14 protein-coding genes are annotated in these 14,500 nt (G+C 62.4%); 4 read left to right on the forward strand and 10 right to left on the reverse strand.

The genetic code is table 11. The features are described 5' to 3' along the window. From ACZ5KU_RS18075 to ACZ5KU_RS18100, 6 genes are read right to left on the reverse strand one after another with little or no spacing between them, the layout of a single operon-like run. Positions 1–1,005: an aspartate aminotransferase family protein gene (locus ACZ5KU_RS18075; RefSeq protein WP_464735937.1), complete on the reverse strand. Its 1,005-nt coding sequence runs from the start codon at positions 1,003–1,005 to the stop codon at positions 1–3. Beyond that, positions 924–1,340, reverse strand: coding sequence for an aminotransferase class III-fold pyridoxal phosphate-dependent enzyme (locus ACZ5KU_RS18080; protein ID WP_464735938.1), 417 nt, complete (start codon positions 1,338–1,340; stop codon positions 924–926). Before ACZ5KU_RS18080 ends, ACZ5KU_RS18075 begins: the two co-directional genes overlap by 82 nt. Beyond that, the gene (locus tag ACZ5KU_RS18085; protein ID WP_054059299.1) at positions 1,318–2,445 is read right to left on the reverse strand and encodes an aminotransferase class III-fold pyridoxal phosphate-dependent enzyme; all 1,128 of its coding nucleotides are present in this window, start codon (positions 2,443–2,445) and stop codon (positions 1,318–1,320) included. The genes ACZ5KU_RS18080 and ACZ5KU_RS18085 overlap by 23 nt, the downstream gene beginning before the upstream one ends. 9 nt (positions 2,446–2,454) lie before the next feature. After that, a complete protein-coding gene (locus ACZ5KU_RS18090) occupies positions 2,455–3,336 on the reverse strand; it encodes a TauD/TfdA family dioxygenase (protein ID WP_054059270.1) in 882 nt (293 codons plus the stop codon). Further along, positions 3,311–4,876, reverse strand: a complete 1,566-nt coding sequence (locus tag ACZ5KU_RS18095; protein ID WP_464735939.1) for an AMP-binding protein — start codon at positions 4,874–4,876, stop codon at positions 3,311–3,313. Before ACZ5KU_RS18095 ends, ACZ5KU_RS18090 begins: the two co-directional genes overlap by 26 nt. Beyond that, positions 4,873–5,490, reverse strand: a complete 618-nt coding sequence (locus ACZ5KU_RS18100; RefSeq protein WP_054059268.1) for a thermostable hemolysin — start codon at positions 5,488–5,490, stop codon at positions 4,873–4,875. The genes ACZ5KU_RS18095 and ACZ5KU_RS18100 overlap by 4 nt, the downstream gene beginning before the upstream one ends. A gap of 174 nt (positions 5,491–5,664) precedes the next feature. On the opposite strand from ACZ5KU_RS18100, the gene ACZ5KU_RS18105 reads away from it, so the two are divergent. After that, on the forward strand, positions 5,665–6,585 hold the full coding sequence (locus tag ACZ5KU_RS18105; RefSeq protein ID WP_054059267.1) for a LysR family transcriptional regulator: 921 nt from the start codon (positions 5,665–5,667) through the stop codon (positions 6,583–6,585). Positions 6,586–7,180: 595 nt separating this feature from the next. Further along, positions 7,181–7,900, forward strand: coding sequence for a hypothetical protein (locus tag ACZ5KU_RS18110; protein ID WP_464735940.1), 720 nt, complete (start codon positions 7,181–7,183; stop codon positions 7,898–7,900). A 75-nt stretch (positions 7,901–7,975) separates the two neighbouring features. Here the strand turns inward: ACZ5KU_RS18110 and ACZ5KU_RS18115 are convergent, their stop codons facing one another. Both ACZ5KU_RS18115 and ACZ5KU_RS18120 read right to left on the reverse strand, forming a co-directional pair. Next, the gene (locus ACZ5KU_RS18115) at positions 7,976–9,154 is read right to left on the reverse strand and encodes a GGDEF domain-containing protein (RefSeq protein WP_192842736.1); all 1,179 of its coding nucleotides are present in this window, start codon (positions 9,152–9,154) and stop codon (positions 7,976–7,978) included. A 112-nt stretch (positions 9,155–9,266) separates the two neighbouring features. Then, complete coding sequence (locus tag ACZ5KU_RS18120) at positions 9,267–10,607, reverse strand: aminotransferase-like domain-containing protein (protein WP_464735941.1); 1,341 nt, start codon at positions 10,605–10,607, stop codon at positions 9,267–9,269. Between the two features lie 95 nt (positions 10,608–10,702). Between ACZ5KU_RS18120 and ACZ5KU_RS18125 the strand changes: the two genes are divergently transcribed. Beyond that, complete coding sequence (locus tag ACZ5KU_RS18125) at positions 10,703–11,188, forward strand: PaaI family thioesterase (RefSeq protein WP_054060873.1); 486 nt, start codon at positions 10,703–10,705, stop codon at positions 11,186–11,188. Positions 11,189–11,221: 33 nt separating this feature from the next. Here the strand turns inward: ACZ5KU_RS18125 and ACZ5KU_RS18130 are convergent, their stop codons facing one another. Both ACZ5KU_RS18130 and fabF read right to left on the reverse strand, forming a co-directional pair. Beyond that, complete coding sequence (locus tag ACZ5KU_RS18130) at positions 11,222–12,283, reverse strand: alpha/beta fold hydrolase (protein ID WP_054064540.1); 1,062 nt, start codon at positions 12,281–12,283, stop codon at positions 11,222–11,224. A gap of 253 nt (positions 12,284–12,536) precedes the next feature. Next, positions 12,537–13,805, reverse strand: coding sequence for a beta-ketoacyl-ACP synthase II (gene fabF / locus ACZ5KU_RS18135; protein ID WP_054064541.1), 1,269 nt, complete (start codon positions 13,803–13,805; stop codon positions 12,537–12,539). A gap of 113 nt (positions 13,806–13,918) precedes the next feature. On the opposite strand from fabF, the gene ACZ5KU_RS18140 reads away from it, so the two are divergent. Continuing rightward, complete coding sequence (locus ACZ5KU_RS18140; RefSeq protein ID WP_054056945.1) at positions 13,919–14,410, forward strand: winged helix-turn-helix transcriptional regulator; 492 nt, start codon at positions 13,919–13,921, stop codon at positions 14,408–14,410. Positions 14,411–14,500: the final 90 nt, after the last annotated feature.

The raw sequence follows: 14,500 nt of genomic DNA on the forward strand, positions 1-14,500 counted from the left end.
TCACCCCTCCGCCTTGCTGCGCAGCAGCTTGTTGGGGATCTGATACATGTTGCGCACCACCAGGGAGAACGCCTTGATCCCCAGCCTTGGCCGCCGGGCGATGGCTTCCAGCGCCTCCTCGGTCATGGTCAGCACATGGCGCAGGGCCTCGGGCGTGATGTTCAGTGGCGGGTAGAAACGCAGCACCGGACGCCGGGCCTTTTCATTCATCGAATGCCCGGCATGGATACCGCGCTTGCCCAGTTCCATGCTCATCAGTGCCTCATACACCGAACCGCGCAGACGCAGGCCGGTCATCAGGCCCACCCCCGGGACATCCTCGATGATAGCCGGATAGCGCTCGGCCAGTCGTTGCAGGCCATGGCGCAGCAGGCCGCCGTTGATCCGCGACTGCTCGACCAGGTCGTGCTCCTCGATGTAGTCGATGGCCGCCAGCGCCGAGGCGCAGGCCACCGGATGGCCGCCATTGGTGCGCTGGTCGGGTTCGATCTCGGCCAGCGGGAACTGCCGGCTCAGCCGCTGGCTGTACATGGCGCAGGCGAACGAGGTGTAGCCACCGGTCAGGCCCTTGGAGAGGATCATGATGTCCGGCACCACGTCGTCATACTGCACCGCGAACCATTTGCCGCAACGGCCGAAGCCGGTCTGGATCTCGTCGGCCACCAGCAGGGTCTCGGTCGCATCGCACAAGGCGCGGATGTTGGCCATGTAGCCCACCGGCGGCACCTGCAGGTGCGCCCCCCCGAGAATCGGCTCGACATACACCGCGCACACGCCCTCGCCCACCGCTTTCTGCAGGGCGGCGAAGTCGCCGTACGGCACGTAGGTCACCTGTGGGGCATGGGTGCCATAGCTGCGATGGTGCTGTTGCTGGCCAAGGATGCTCATCGCCGCCAGCGTCTTGCCGTGGTAGGAGTCGCCCATCACCACGATGCCGCGGCGGTTGCTCTGTACCTTGAGCACATAACGCAGGCTCTGTTCGATGGCCTCGGCGCCCGAAACCATGTACTGGACATCCCCCATTCGCCCGGCACCACATCCCGCAGGCGCTCGGACAAGGCATGCTGCAGCGGGTGCACACGTCCTTCCGGGACCCAGGCCATGCGGTTCAGCTGGTTCTGCACCTGCTCGCGCACCAGCGGGTTGCGATGGCCGACGATGAACACGCCATAACTGCAGGCACAGTCGATGAAACGCTTGCCGGCATGGTCAGTGACGTAGATACCGTCGGTGTGCTGCTCGACGCTGGTCTTGCCCAGGCGGTAGAGCTTGGCTGCCGAGGCGCTCCAGTGGCGCTGGCAATCGTCCAGCAGTTGTTCATGCGGCAGAGTTAAGGACATGGCTGAGAGTCTCCTTGATGATCTGGGCGGCACGCTGGACAGGTTCGGGGCGCGCGGTAACCGGGCACCGCAGAATCAGTTCGCGGCCCCGTGGCACGGTGACGTAGACACCGCGTTCGTAAAGGATCTGGCACAATTGGGCCGGTTTCAGATCGCCCGCCAGCGGCAGGCTGACCCAGCCTCCGTAGGCCACCGCCCCCAGCGGAGCGAGCGTCTGAGCCAGCAGCCGACCGTTATCCAGGCACTGCCTGGCACAGTCATGCTGACGCACATAGTCGAGCGCGGTCAGCGCGGCCAGGCAGGCCATCGGATTGCCCGCAGTGGTGCTCCCGTGTTTCGCCGGGCTGCTGCGGCCATAGACCTGGTAGGCCATCTCTTCGCTACAGGTGTAGGTACCGATGGGAATCGCCCCACCGCCCAACGCCCCGCCCAGCACCACGATGTCCGGGCTGTTCTGGTAGCGCTGGAAGCCGAACAGCTGGCCCAGGCTGCCCAGGCAGGTCTGCACATCGACCGCGATCACCGGTGCCGAAGCCTTGGCGGCGCGGGCATACAACTGGTCGAGCAGCGCCTGATCGATCAGCCGCAGGCGACCGCCCTCGTCGATCACCGTGCTGGTATGGCAAACCGCAAAGCAGTCGGCCCAGTCGACCTTGTCCAGGTCGGCGACCTGCTGGATCGCCACCCGCTCGAAGCCGAGGAAACGCTGGATTTCCTGATAGTCCGTCGATGTGCTCAAGCAGCGCCCGTAGCTCAACGAGCCGTAGTCGCCGCCCTGGATGAAGACGATGGTGTTGCCCTTGGGCTTGAGGCCCTTGCACAGTTTCAACGCACCTTCGAACGCCTCGTCCCCGGAACTGCAGACATAGGAGCTGACCAGCGGCGCGGGCAACAGCTCGGACAGGGTGCGGCACAGGCCGATCAGCGGCTCGGACATCAGCACGCGATTGGACAGCCCCATGAGGCCAGCCTGGCGGCTGACGGCCTCGATCACCTGAGGTACCTGGAAACCGAAACCGCCGCTCAAGTCGATGATCTTGCGACCCTCACCGTCGGTATAGGTCTCGTACTGGCCGGTAATGATCTGTTTGTCAGTATTTTTCATGAAAAGCTCTCAACGGTAGCTCAGGGCATTGAAGATGCGTCGACGGTCATCGACGATGGCCTGACGACCATGCATGACCCGGCGGTTGTCGATCATCACCATGTCGTGGTCGCGCCAGCCGACCGGGTAGGTTTCCTGGGCAGTCACCGCGGCGATTTCGGCCAGGAACTCGGCCGGGATCGGCAAGCCGGAGACGGTATCGATCACCGGCGCCTCATAGTTGAAGGACGGGCCGAGAATGCTGTTGGCGAAAGCCGGACGCTGGCTGAATTCGGAGACCAGGATCGCCGGCGTGCTGAAGGCGTAGTGGATCGAGTCGTCGGCCGGGTTGAAGGTGATCTGCGTGCGTGGGTCATCACCGGTGATCTGCAACAGATCCTCGATGGTCACCGCGGACGGATCCGAGAGCGTCGAGGAATAGTGGCAGACCAGCCGACGCCATTTGTCCCCGGCCACGGTGCGGCTGTAGCGGATCGAGTTGTGCTCGAAGAACTCGCGGCACTCGGCCGACAATTTCCCCAGGACCTTCTCGCCATCGCACAGGGTGGTCTGCGAGCCCTTGCGCGGTGCTTCCTGGCAGTAGAACCAGGTGATGTCGGGCCAGAACGGCGAGTTGCCGTTCTCGCAGTGCAGGCCGACCGCATCGCGCCCGGCATCCACCAGTTGCGCCGCGCCGCCGACCATGACCCGTGCCGGGTCCAGGCTCAACCGCGAACTGTTCTGGCGCACGAAGGCACTGAAGTCTTCGGCGCTGTGGATGCAATTGCGAAACAGCACGATGCCGTAGTGGCCAAGCAGTTCATACAGCTCGGGCTTGCCCAGGCTGGTGAAATGCCGGGGCTCGATAATCGAGACGGCGGGACTTTCAGAGTGATAGGCAGGCGAGTTCATGGGTTGCATTCCCTTGCAGTGTGGAGAAAACAGTGGCGATGTCGGCGCGCTTCGGGCGGCCGGTCACGGTGTAGAGCTGTTCGAGCAGCGGATCGTCCTTGGTCAGCAGCCACAGGCGGCTGGGCCGCTCGATGTCGGAAAAGCGTCGTGCCGACCAGTGGGCCAGTTCGGTCCGCTCCGGCAGCGACTCGACGCAGAGCAGGGCCACCAGGCCATGCTCTTCATCGAAAAACACTGCGGCGTCGCGTACCCCCGGGTACTCGCGGTATTCCAGCTCGACCTGCTCCGGGCTGACGTTGCGGCCGTTGGGCAGGCAGATCACATTCTTCTTGCGCCCGTGGACGTACAGATAGCCATCGGCATCCAGCGAGCCCAGGTCGCCGGTGTCCATCCAGCCATCCTCGGACATCGAACAGGCACTGGGGTCCAGGCCCGAATAACCGCTGAACAGCGAGCTGCTCTTGACCTCGATGGTCTGGTCGGCGCCGATGCGCACCTGGACGTGCGCCAGCGGTTTGCCGACGCTGCCCAGACGCTGGTGCAAGGCAGTGTTCATGCTCACCACCGAGGCGTTCTCGGAGAGCCCGTAGCCCTGGAACACCGGGATCCCATCCTCGGCCAGGGCCTTGAGAATGTCGACGCTGACCGCCGCACCGCCACAGGTGATGTGCACACCCGAATGCAGGTAGCGCGACAGTCGCTCACCCGGCTCGTCGCCCTGGGCCAGTTGTTCGTAGAAACGGTTGAGCATCACCGGCGGCACGGTCATCGCCGTCGGCTCGACCCGAAGCAGCCAGTCGATCAGACGTTGTGGCGAAGCCCCCGGCTCCCCCAACAGCGGCTCCGCTTCCGGCAGGAAGAACACCGTCCCCCCTGCGAGCAGCGGCAGGTAAGCAGCGGTGACCTGTTCCAGCAGCAGGCTCAACGGCACCAGCGACAGGTAGCGACGGTGGGCATCGGCAGGCATCCCCTGACGCAACGAGGCCAGCACGGCCCCTACCGCCGCCGTGCTCAGGCGCACCCCCTTGGGCCGGCTGGTGGTGCCCGAGGTATGGATGATCTTGCAGATCCACTCGTCATCGCCCGACACATTCAGCAGCGGCTGCTCGATGGCCGGCAGGTCGAGCCGGCGCAGACGCTCCTCGGGGAAGTCCAGCAGCCAGCGCTCGGTCAAGGTACGCAGCCCCGCGTGATCGACCAGGAAGCCATCGCAGCGCGTGGCCAGGTGCTCGGCCTGGGACTGGCTGAAGGCCAGTGGCAAGGGCAATGCGGTGATGCCGGCGAACAGGCAGGCCAGGTCGGCCACCAACCAGTCACTGCTGTTGCGCGTTGCAATACCCAGCACCACCCGCTCACCCGCGCTGCCGGCACTGAAGCGCCGTTGCAGCTCGGCGGCCAGGTTCAGGGCTCGCTGCTCCAACTGGCCATAAGTCAGGGTGCCCCCCTGCTCCAGGCCGTTTGCCGCACAATCGACCGCGCAGATGGCATCGCGATTGACCTGCAAGGCCTGCCGCAAGTCGGCAATGAATGCACCGCTCATGGTTGCGCCCTCGCTGGCAGGTCGGTCGGCAACTGGCTGAACAGCGTATTGAGGGTCAAGGCGGCGAAGCGCGAGCGTTGCGGGTCGACGCGAATGAAACCGGTCACCGGCTGTTTCGAGTAGTAGCTGCCCCAGCTCTTGCCGTCGTCATTGACCAGACGGTCCGGATCGGCGGCGAGCAGCGGCTCGAACACGATCTGGCAGCTCTCCATCATCTCCCGCACCCGCGGTGTGACCGTGCACAGCAGGTAATGGGCGCCCATGCACCAGGCCAGCAGCGGGATCATGTTGACCATGATGATGCCCGCGGTCAGATGGTGGGAAATCAGGTTGCCAATTTCGGCGATGTTCGAGCGATCGATGGTCTTCTCGAAGCGCCGCGACAGAATCACCTCGATCGGCTCCGACAGGTACTGTTCGGAGAACAACGTCCGGTGATCGGCAAACGTTATACCGGCGCAAGAGAGAATCTGCTCATCGGCATCCTGCGTCAAAGCAAAGTACTGCGGGTTGGGTTCTACACTGGCCTTATAAGAGCTGCGAAATTTTTCTTTCACAACTTCCGTCGCCTGTATCCACAACGGTGTCTGATTTTCCGTGACACGTACCAACATTTCGTCCTCCTCCGTCCCTGTGCAGGGGTAATCAAAATGTGAGACGCGAATATAGGGAGGAGGCTTCGCCGAGGCTATTTAAAAAATAAATTGCTTCCGCTAATATACAAATAGAATGAATCACTGGAATGTGACGAATTAGCGCCATTGGATTTTCATCGAGACGGATCTCTTATGCTCAATAGCAATTTGCTTAGAAAGCTGGACATGCAGGACCTGATGGTATTTGTTGCGATATATGAGCAGAGCAGCGTTACCGAGGTGTCCGAAACCCTTTGCGTCAGCCAGTCCACCGTCAGCTACTGCCTGAAGAAGCTGCGTACCAGCTTCGAGGACGAGCTGTTCATCCATACCCGCAATGCCATGTGGCCCACCAGCAAGGCCACCAGCATGTACAGCCATGTCATCAACATCCTTAAAAGCATCAATCTCTGTCATTCGGAAACAAAGCCATTCGATCCGGCAAAGAAAGAGATAACGTTCAACATCTGCGCTCCCGAGTATTTCGAGTTACTGATACTTCCGACACTTCTGAAAAGTTTCATCAAAAGCAGTTTCCCGGTCATCATAAACGTTCACAAGTTCAACAAGGATATCCCCGCGGAAAAACTTTCAGACGGCCGCCTCGACCTGGTAATTTGTTCCGGGCCAAACTTTCACCGCGACGCCAGAAACTTCAAGTCAAAAGTACTGCTCGACGATGATCTGGTCTGTGTCGTCGACAAGAAATTCACCCCCACCGGAAACAAATTCAATCTGGAAAGTTTTGTTGCCCGCCAGCATGTATTTCCCACGCCCTGGATATCGGATACCAACATGGTCGATGGCTGGCTGGGCAAACAAGGCTATACCCGACAGATCGTCGCCCGTTCCAACAGTTATGTGGCGGCACTGGAAATGATCAACGGGACGGAACTGGTCCTGACCCTGCCCCGGCGCATCCAGATGCTCATCTGCGACGAGACGAAATTCGCCTTCTGCAAGCCGCCGGTGGGCCTGCCCAGCTTCACCATGGACATGCTCTGGGACCGCAAGAGCGGCCAGAACAGCGCCAGTGCCTGGCTGCGCGAGCAGATCGCCAAGGTCTGTGCCTGAAAGGCCTGCCCCACTTCGGACCAGTGCCCTTGCCCGGCACCGGTCCCGCCTTGCCGGAGTTGCACCGCATGAGTGCAATTGATTAGCAACAGCATATGTATCTGTTAAGCAACAGCAGGTATTAATTGAAAAACGTCGGACAATCTATCCATTACGATGCCCCGCCGCACCAAAAAGAGACACCACTGTCCACGGCGCCGGAAAATATCCTTTTAATCCTCTTGCGCCGGGTTCGGATCACCTGCCCTCTTTAAATAGGTTTTCCCCCAGTGGACAGGCAATCTCGGCAATATATTGGCGCCATTGCCTTGTTAATACTCTTTTGCAAATACTGCCATGCCCTTGTTGGCCCAATCGTAGGACAACCGTACTCCCAATACCGCAGGTTCAATAAGCCCGAACGGAACGGCCCCAATCCTTCGACCCGCCCAAGGGGGATAACCGTTCCTTTGCACGCAACACGCGAAGTATTTTCTTACGGCCACCGGAGAACGCACTGACTATCTCACCTGGGGTATCCGGTTCAATTATGTGATCAGGCTTGTTGCCAGGGGCAGAAGGCCCCTTTAGTGGCTTCAATCTTCGAGGCCAGGATATGAACGACGTGCAGACATCCCATGAACGCATCACCCGAAGGACCCGGGGCCGTCGCCAGGGCCTGGGAGGCGAAATGCAAAATCCTGCATCAAGATCCGCCCTGATTCGCGTCGAGAAGCAGATGAATCGGAAGATTGCCGACCTGGGCCAGAGCCTGCGAGCCCCGATCAGGGAACTGCAAGGCGCGGTCAGGCAGCAAGGTGAGCAGATAGCTACCCTGGCCAAGGCCGTCTCCGTGCAAGGGGTTGAGCTTCGAGCGGAAATCAGGGAGCAAGGCAGTGAATTCCGCCTTGCGATGGAGAAACAAGGCCACGAATTTCACCTGGCCCTGGAAAGACAAGGCCACGAGTTGCGTGGTGAGATCGAAAAACAGGGACATGAACTGCGCAGTGCGATGGAGGAACAAGGCAACGAACTACGCACGGCCATGGAGAAACAGGGCAACGAACTGCGCATGGCCATGGAGAAACAGGGCAACGAACTGCGCATGGCGATGCAGAAACAAGGCAATGACCTGCGTATGGCGATGGAAAAACAAGGTAACGAACTGCGCGCAGCCATCAAGGATCAGGGCTTCACGTTGAAGACGTCGATCACCGAATTGAAAATAGACACCGAATCAAGATTCAAACTGGTGTACTGGCAGCTAGGCATCATCTTTGCGGTTCTGATGCTCCCATTGGGCCGGCTCGCCTTCGACATGATTTTTGGCCAATAGCGGCTCAACCTGGCAGCCCGATCCTTGTTGGCCGCCATTGCCTCCCCCTCCCCGTCAGTTGGCGACAGCCGCGAATCAGGATGTGCGCTGAGCCTCGCTGCGGGGAGCGGTCCGGTCGATCAGGCGAATACTGTCACGCCCGCCACGCTTGGACTCGTAGAGTGCCGCATCGCTGCGTTCGATCAGGGCCGCCAGGCTGCTGGGCGGCTGGTCGAACAGATTGGCGCCGATGCTGAGGGTCACCGCCTGGGGCGTGTCGAACGTCTGGCGAACAGCCTGCTGAAACTGGTCACGCAGCGTGCTGCCCAGATGAATGACCTGCTCACCCGACGTGCCGCCCAGCAGAATGACGAACTCGTCTCCGCCCAACCGGGCAGCCAGTGCACCTTCGGGCAACACCGAACGAATCATCTCGCTCAGCGCCACGAGCAGGCGATCGCCGGCCGTATGACCGTAGAGATCGTTGACCAGCTTGAAGTTGTCGACATCGATCAGCAGCAATGCTCCCGGCCGGGTATCCGAGACCTCTTCGAGCAGGCGCGGCGCACGCACTTCGAGGGCCCGACGGTTGTACATGGCGGTCAACGGATCACGGGCCGCCAGTCGGGCAATACGCTTTTCCCGGCGATAGCGTTCGGTGCCGGTCATCGATAACGCAATCAGCATGATCGCCATCGCCCCCTCGACCAGCGAAATCTGGATGATCTCGCCACGAAACGCGGCAAGGTCGATCAAAGTGCCCGGGATGATCGTCGACAAGGCCTTGATCAGATAGAAAACCCCGTGGATCAGCAACACATAGCGCAACTGCACCGCCCCCACACTCAACGACTTGCCATGGGGGCGCAGGAGAAAGCTGGCACGCAAGGTCACCAGGGCAACCATCAACGAATTGACCAGCATCATGATCTTCGACCACGACGGGTCATTGGGCAGAAACAGCATGGCGACCCAGACCACGACAACCAGTAACCAGCTACGGGAGAGCCGGGTTTCGGTGAACCGCGCAACCCCCATCAGGAAAAACCAGTGCGCGGTCACCAGCAGGCCGTTGGCGAACCAGATACCCAGCAGCAGAAAACCGCTTCCACGCAGCAGGGCGAGAGTCGAGCCGATGCTGATCGTTGCGAAACCCGAACTCCAGAACAGCAGTGATGGCTCACGAACACTGCGCCACTCGACCGCCAGGTACAACGCGGCGGCCGCCGCCAGGGCGATCGTGAGTGTCAACAACGTGACGGGGTCAAGCGACATAGACGGACTGGCCTTTCTGACTTACGGGACAAAAGCGTCAATCATAATGCTTTTCATTGCAGACAGCCTGCCCATAGATGGCTTTTTGCCAACTTTCTGACGGACTGAACGCCTAGATCGGGAAGTCTTCGATGACTTGCCTGAGCCGCGCCAGCACCGCTGGCAACTGTGCCGATGGCACTGAGCTCAGCCCCAGGCGCAAGGCATGCGGCGCATGCCGGGTGGTCGCATAGGCCTCGGCCCTGGACACGGCAATACCGTTTTCGGCCAGAGCGGTGGCGATGCGATCCATGCGCAATGCTTCCGGCAAGCGGAGCCAGAGAAACAAAGAGGCCGGGTGAGCAATCATCTCCATGCCGGCCAATACCTCCCGGGCGATGACCTGCCGACGTCGGGCCTCGTCGCGCAGCCAGCTTTCCTGACGGGCGGCGGTGCCATCGGCGATCCAGCGGGTGGCCATGGCGGTGACCACACTGGGCATGCTCCAGGAACTGGCACGAATCACTTCCTTCACTCGAGCGGCACAAGCCGCAGGCACCACGACGAAACCGAAGCGCAGCCCGCTGGCCAGGCTCTTGGACAGGCTGGAGACATACAGGGTGCGCTCCGGTGCCAAGCTCAGCAGCGCCGGCGGTGCCTCGTCAACCAGATAGGCGTAGCCGGCATCCTCGATCAGCAGGCAATCATGCCGACGGGCAATCGTCACCAGCCGCTGGCGTTGGCTCGCGTCCAGCACCCAACCCAACGGATTGTGCAACGTGGGCATGGTGTAGATCGCCCGAATCCGTCGCTGCCGACACACCTCCTCGAGCGCGTCCAGGTCCGGCCCGTCACTCAAGCCCGGAACAGGCTGCAACACCAGCCCGTGGACACCGGCCAGCATCCTGAAGCCGGGATAGGTCAAGGCATCGACGGCCACCTCGTCATGCGGTCGGAGCAAGGCTCGCACGCAAACGTCCAGCCCCTGCTGCGCACCGTTGACCAGGAACACCTGTTGCGCGTCAACCGCCAGGCCGCGTGCCCTGGCCAGGAACTCGCCGACGATGCGCCGCTCGTGGCGCCGCCCGCCCGGCGGCTGCTGGTGCAGCAATGCCGCCAGGTCGCCGCTGTTCGCCAAGTCGCGCAACAGGCTGCGCAACTGTTCCGCCTGGCCCGGCCAGACGGGATGGTTGAACGACAGATCGATCGCACTGGCGCTCAGCCGCGCCTCATCGCCACTGTCCCATTCGCGCTGCTGGGGTCGATCACGCACGAAGGTGCCCCGCCCCGTCTCGCCGACCACCAGCCCCATGGCCTTGAGCCGGGCGTAGACCTTGCTCGCCGAGGCGATCGCCATGCCGTGCTGGCGGGCGAGCTGGCGATGGGTGGGCAACGGCGTGCCGGGTGGCAGGCGGCCACTGCGGATATCGGCCACCAGCGTTTCGAGCGCCCGGGAAACAGAAGAAACAGCCATCGGGGGATGTCCCTAGGACAATTTTTTGATTGTTCCATTCTAGGCGCACACACTGCAAACGCCCAATCGCTGGCACTCACTCGACAGGAGGTTGCATGACCGCACCCGTTCGTCCACTCCCGGTACTGGAGTACCTGCAGCGCCAGCTTGACGGCACGCTGGCTGAAAGTGACATCACCCATATGCAGTACCCCACGGCGATTTCCCGCCTGCTGGGCTTTCGTCTGGTCGCCATCGGCGAGGCCACGGCGACCCTGGCACTCGATGCCGATGCGGCGTTGCACGGCAACCAGCAGGGCACGGTCCACGGTGGGCTGCTGTGCGAGTTGGCCGACGCGGCCATCGGTACGGCCCATTCGACGTTGATGCAGGCAGCGCAAAGCTTTACCAGCATCGATCTCAAGGCGACCTTCCTGCGCCCGGTCTGGCAGTCGCGACTGCACGCCCGGGCCAGGGCGACTCACCTGGGCCGAACGATCAGTCATTATCTGTGCGAAATCGAACGCGAAGATGGCAAGCTCGTTGCCAGTATCACCAGTGCGGTGATGACGCTGCGCGACGAACAGGCCAGGGGCCGCTGAACGTGCGCAGCTCGGGAACGGACAGCCGTGACCTCAGAGATGATCCGCGTCGATCACTGCCTTGGCGAAGGCCTCTGGAGCCTCCTGCGGCAGGTTGTGACCGATACCGCCGCTGATCAGGCGGAACTCGTACTTGCCGGTGAAACGCTTGGCGTAATCCTCGGGCGCCGGATGCGGCGCGCCGTTGGCATCACCCTCGAGGGTGATGGTCGGCACGCTGATCGATGGCGCCGTGGCCAGTTTCTGTTCCAGCGCGTCGTATCGAGGCTCGCCCTGGACCAGGCCCAGGCGCCAGCGGTAGTTGAAGACCGTGATGTCGACATGGTCGGGATTCTCCAGCGCCTTGGCGCTACGGTCGTAGGTGGCATCGTCGAATGCCCATTTCGGCGAAGCCGTCTGCCAGATCAGCTTGGCGAAGTCATGGGTGTTCTTCTCGTAGCCGGCACGACCGCGGTCGGTGGCGAAATAAAACTGGTACCACCACTGCAATTCGGCCTTGGGCGGCAGCGGGTTCTTGCCAGCCGCCTGGTTGCCGATCAGGTAACCGCTGACCGAGACCAGCGCCTTGACCCGCTCCGGCCACAGGGCCGAGACGATATCCGCCGAGCGCGCGCCCCAGTCATAACCACCCAGCACGGCCTGCTTGATCTTCAGCGCGTCCATGAAGTCGATGACGTCGCTCGCCAACGCCGCGGGCTGACCGTTGCGCAGGGTTTTCGCGGAGAGGAAATGGGTATCGCCGTAGCCACGGGCGTAGGGCATCAGCACCCGGTAGCCCTTGGCGGCCAGCAACGGCGCGACGTTGTCATAGCTGTGAATGTCATACGGCCAGCCGTGCAGCAGAATCACCACCGGGCCATCGGCCGGGCCGGTTTCGGCATAGGCCACGTCAAGCAGCCCGGCCTTGATGTGCTTGAGGGGGCCGAAAGGCGAAGGTGCGGAGTGGGAGGTGCTGGCACTGGTTGTATCGACCGTTGCCGAGGCAGCCGCCTGCGCCTGGGTCGCCCCGAAAATGCCGAACAGGGCGAGTGCGAGCATCGACGAACCGGCCAGGCGGCCCAGGCCGTTCCTGTTGTTGTGCAGTGCCTTCTTCATGGTGATTTCTCCGTTGCCAGCCATGGGTCAGGGGTCTGGATGACGCCCTGCAAACCGTGGATGCATTTGACCGCCATGACGTATCCGGCCTGTGTCGAGTTCCGGGCCATTGGGAAAGCCTGTGTATCGCGCAACGGCCAGGATACACACTGATACAAAACCGCCTGCAAATCGCCTGTGTGCTACGCGAAGCCTGCCCCGCCCACAAGGTGTCGAGACAGGCGATGCCATGCACAGGGGCAAACCCTTTTCTCTATACCCAGCGCTTGAACAGCACGCTGGCATTCACCCCACCGAAACCGAAGCCATTGGACAGCGCATAGTCCATCGACAACGGTCGGGCCTGACCACGGACCAGGTCGAGCCCTTCGGCTGCCTCATCGGGGTTCTCCAGGTTGAGCGTCGCCGGTGCCACCTGATCGCGCAACGCCAACACCGTGAAAATCGCCTCGATGCCGCCGGCGGCCCCCAGCAGATGCCCGGTGGCGGACTTGGTCGAGCTGATCGCCGGGCCGCCCCGGGTACCGAACACGGCCTTGATCGCCGCCAGTTCGCCCTTGTCACCCACCGGCGTCGAAGTGGCATGGGCGTTCAGGTGACGGACCTGCGAGGGGTCGATCCCGGCCTGCAGCAGCGCCTGCTGCATGGCACGGCGGGCACCGTCGCCGTCCTCGGGACCGGCGGTCATGTGATAGGCGTCGGCACTGGTGCCGTAACCCACCAGTTCGGCCAGCGGCGTCGCGCCACGTGCCAGGGCATGCTCCAACGCCTCGATCACCAGCAGGCCGGCGCCCTCGCCCATGACAAAGCCGTCACGGGCCTGGTCGAACGGTCGGGAAGCCCGTTGCGGGGTCTCGTTGAAATCGCTCGACAGCGCCCGGGCCGCCGCGAAACCGGCCAGGCTGACGCGGTGGATACAGGCTTCGGCCCCACCGCAGATCGCCACGTCGATTTCCCCGGCCCGGATCATTCGCGCGGCATCGCCGATGGCCTGGACGCCCGCGGCACAGGCGGTCACCGGCGTGCCGAGCGGCCCCTTGAAACCATGACGGATCGACACATGCCCGGCCGCCAGGTTGCCCAGAAACGACGGGATGGTGAACGGCGACAGGCGCCGCGGCCCCTTGCTGTCGGTCGTCCGCACCGCCTCGGCAATGGCCGGGAAACCGCCGACCCCGGTGGCGATGATGGTACCGGTACGGGCCTGCGACTGGAGCGTATCGGGCGCCCAGCCTGCCTGGGCCAGCGCTTCCTCGGCCGCCGCCAGGGCAAACAGGATGAAGCGGTCCATCTTGCGCTGCTCCTTGGCCGCCAGCAGCAGGTCGGGATCGAAGCCCGCCTCCGGGTCCTGGGCACGGTCCGGGACCTGGCCGCCGATGCCGATCGCCAGGTCACCGATCAGGTCTTGCGGCAGCGGCCGTATCCCCGACTGTCCGGCCAACAGGCGCTGCCAGTTCGACTCCACACCGCAGCCCAACGGGGTCAGTGCGCCCATGCCCGTGACAACGATACGTTTGTTCATGACAATCCAACTCCTGCAGGTTATTGAGCAAGGTAATGGCCTGTGGACGTTACTATCATCATGAAAGTAACATATGACCTCACAAAAATCCGATTCCCCCTGCAGGAGCCGTCATGCAGCGCAAAACCCTGGCCCATGCCGAATGCCCGATCGCCCGCAGCCTCGAGCGGGTTGGCGAATGGTGGAATATCCTCATCATGCGCGACGCCCTGCAGGGGCTGAAACGCTTCGACGAGTTCTCCCGCAGCCTGGACATCGCCCCCAATATGCTCACCCGGCGCCTGAACGGGCTGGTGGAAGACGGCTTGCTCGAACGCCAGGCCTACAGCCAGCGCCCGCTGCGCTACCAGTACGTACCGACCGCCAAGGGCCGGGATTTTCGCGTGGTGCTGATGGCGCTGGTGGAATGGGGCAATCGCCATTACGCGCCGGAAGGCGAAAGCGTGCAGATCGTCGAACGCGAAAGCGGACGGCCACTGCACTTCATGCTGGCGGACGTCGCCGATGGCCGTCCGGTACCGCTGCAGAACAGCACCGTGAAGCCCGGGCCGGCCGCCAGCGAACAGATGCGTCAGCGCCTGGAAGGTCGCCGGGACGACGCCTGAGTTCAGCCTGGCCGGGCGCGACCGTGTCATCCCTGACGGCACGCGCAATTTCAGAAACGTCCCACGCCAGCCGGTTGGTCATTTGCGGTA

Source organism: Pseudomonas sp. Tof1 (assembly GCF_055390395.1).

Coding starts and splice junctions, on each gene's coding strand:
- ACZ5KU_RS18075 (WP_464735937.1), bottom strand. CDS start 1,005: ATGGTTTCGGGCGCCGAGGCCATCGAACAGAGCCTGCGTTATGTGCTC.
- ACZ5KU_RS18080 (WP_464735938.1), bottom strand. CDS start 1,340: ATGTCCTTAACTCTGCCGCATGAACAACTGCTGGACGATTGCCAGCGC.
- ACZ5KU_RS18085 (WP_054059299.1), bottom strand. CDS start 2,445: ATGAAAAATACTGACAAACAGATCATTACCGGCCAGTACGAGACCTAT.
- ACZ5KU_RS18090 (WP_054059270.1), bottom strand. CDS start 3,336: ATGAACTCGCCTGCCTATCACTCTGAAAGTCCCGCCGTCTCGATTATC.
- ACZ5KU_RS18095 (WP_464735939.1), bottom strand. CDS start 4,876: ATGAGCGGTGCATTCATTGCCGACTTGCGGCAGGCCTTGCAGGTCAAT.
- ACZ5KU_RS18100 (WP_054059268.1), bottom strand. CDS start 5,490: ATGTTGGTACGTGTCACGGAAAATCAGACACCGTTGTGGATACAGGCG.
- ACZ5KU_RS18105 (WP_054059267.1), top strand. CDS start 5,665: ATGCTCAATAGCAATTTGCTTAGAAAGCTGGACATGCAGGACCTGATG.
- ACZ5KU_RS18110 (WP_464735940.1), top strand. CDS start 7,181: ATGAACGACGTGCAGACATCCCATGAACGCATCACCCGAAGGACCCGG.
- ACZ5KU_RS18115 (WP_192842736.1), bottom strand. CDS start 9,154: ATGTCGCTTGACCCCGTCACGTTGTTGACACTCACGATCGCCCTGGCG.
- ACZ5KU_RS18120 (WP_464735941.1), bottom strand. CDS start 10,607: ATGGCTGTTTCTTCTGTTTCCCGGGCGCTCGAAACGCTGGTGGCCGAT.
- ACZ5KU_RS18125 (WP_054060873.1), top strand. CDS start 10,703: ATGACCGCACCCGTTCGTCCACTCCCGGTACTGGAGTACCTGCAGCGC.
- ACZ5KU_RS18130 (WP_054064540.1), bottom strand. CDS start 12,283: ATGAAGAAGGCACTGCACAACAACAGGAACGGCCTGGGCCGCCTGGCC.
- fabF (WP_054064541.1), bottom strand. CDS start 13,805: ATGAACAAACGTATCGTTGTCACGGGCATGGGCGCACTGACCCCGTTG.
- ACZ5KU_RS18140 (WP_054056945.1), top strand. CDS start 13,919: ATGCAGCGCAAAACCCTGGCCCATGCCGAATGCCCGATCGCCCGCAGC.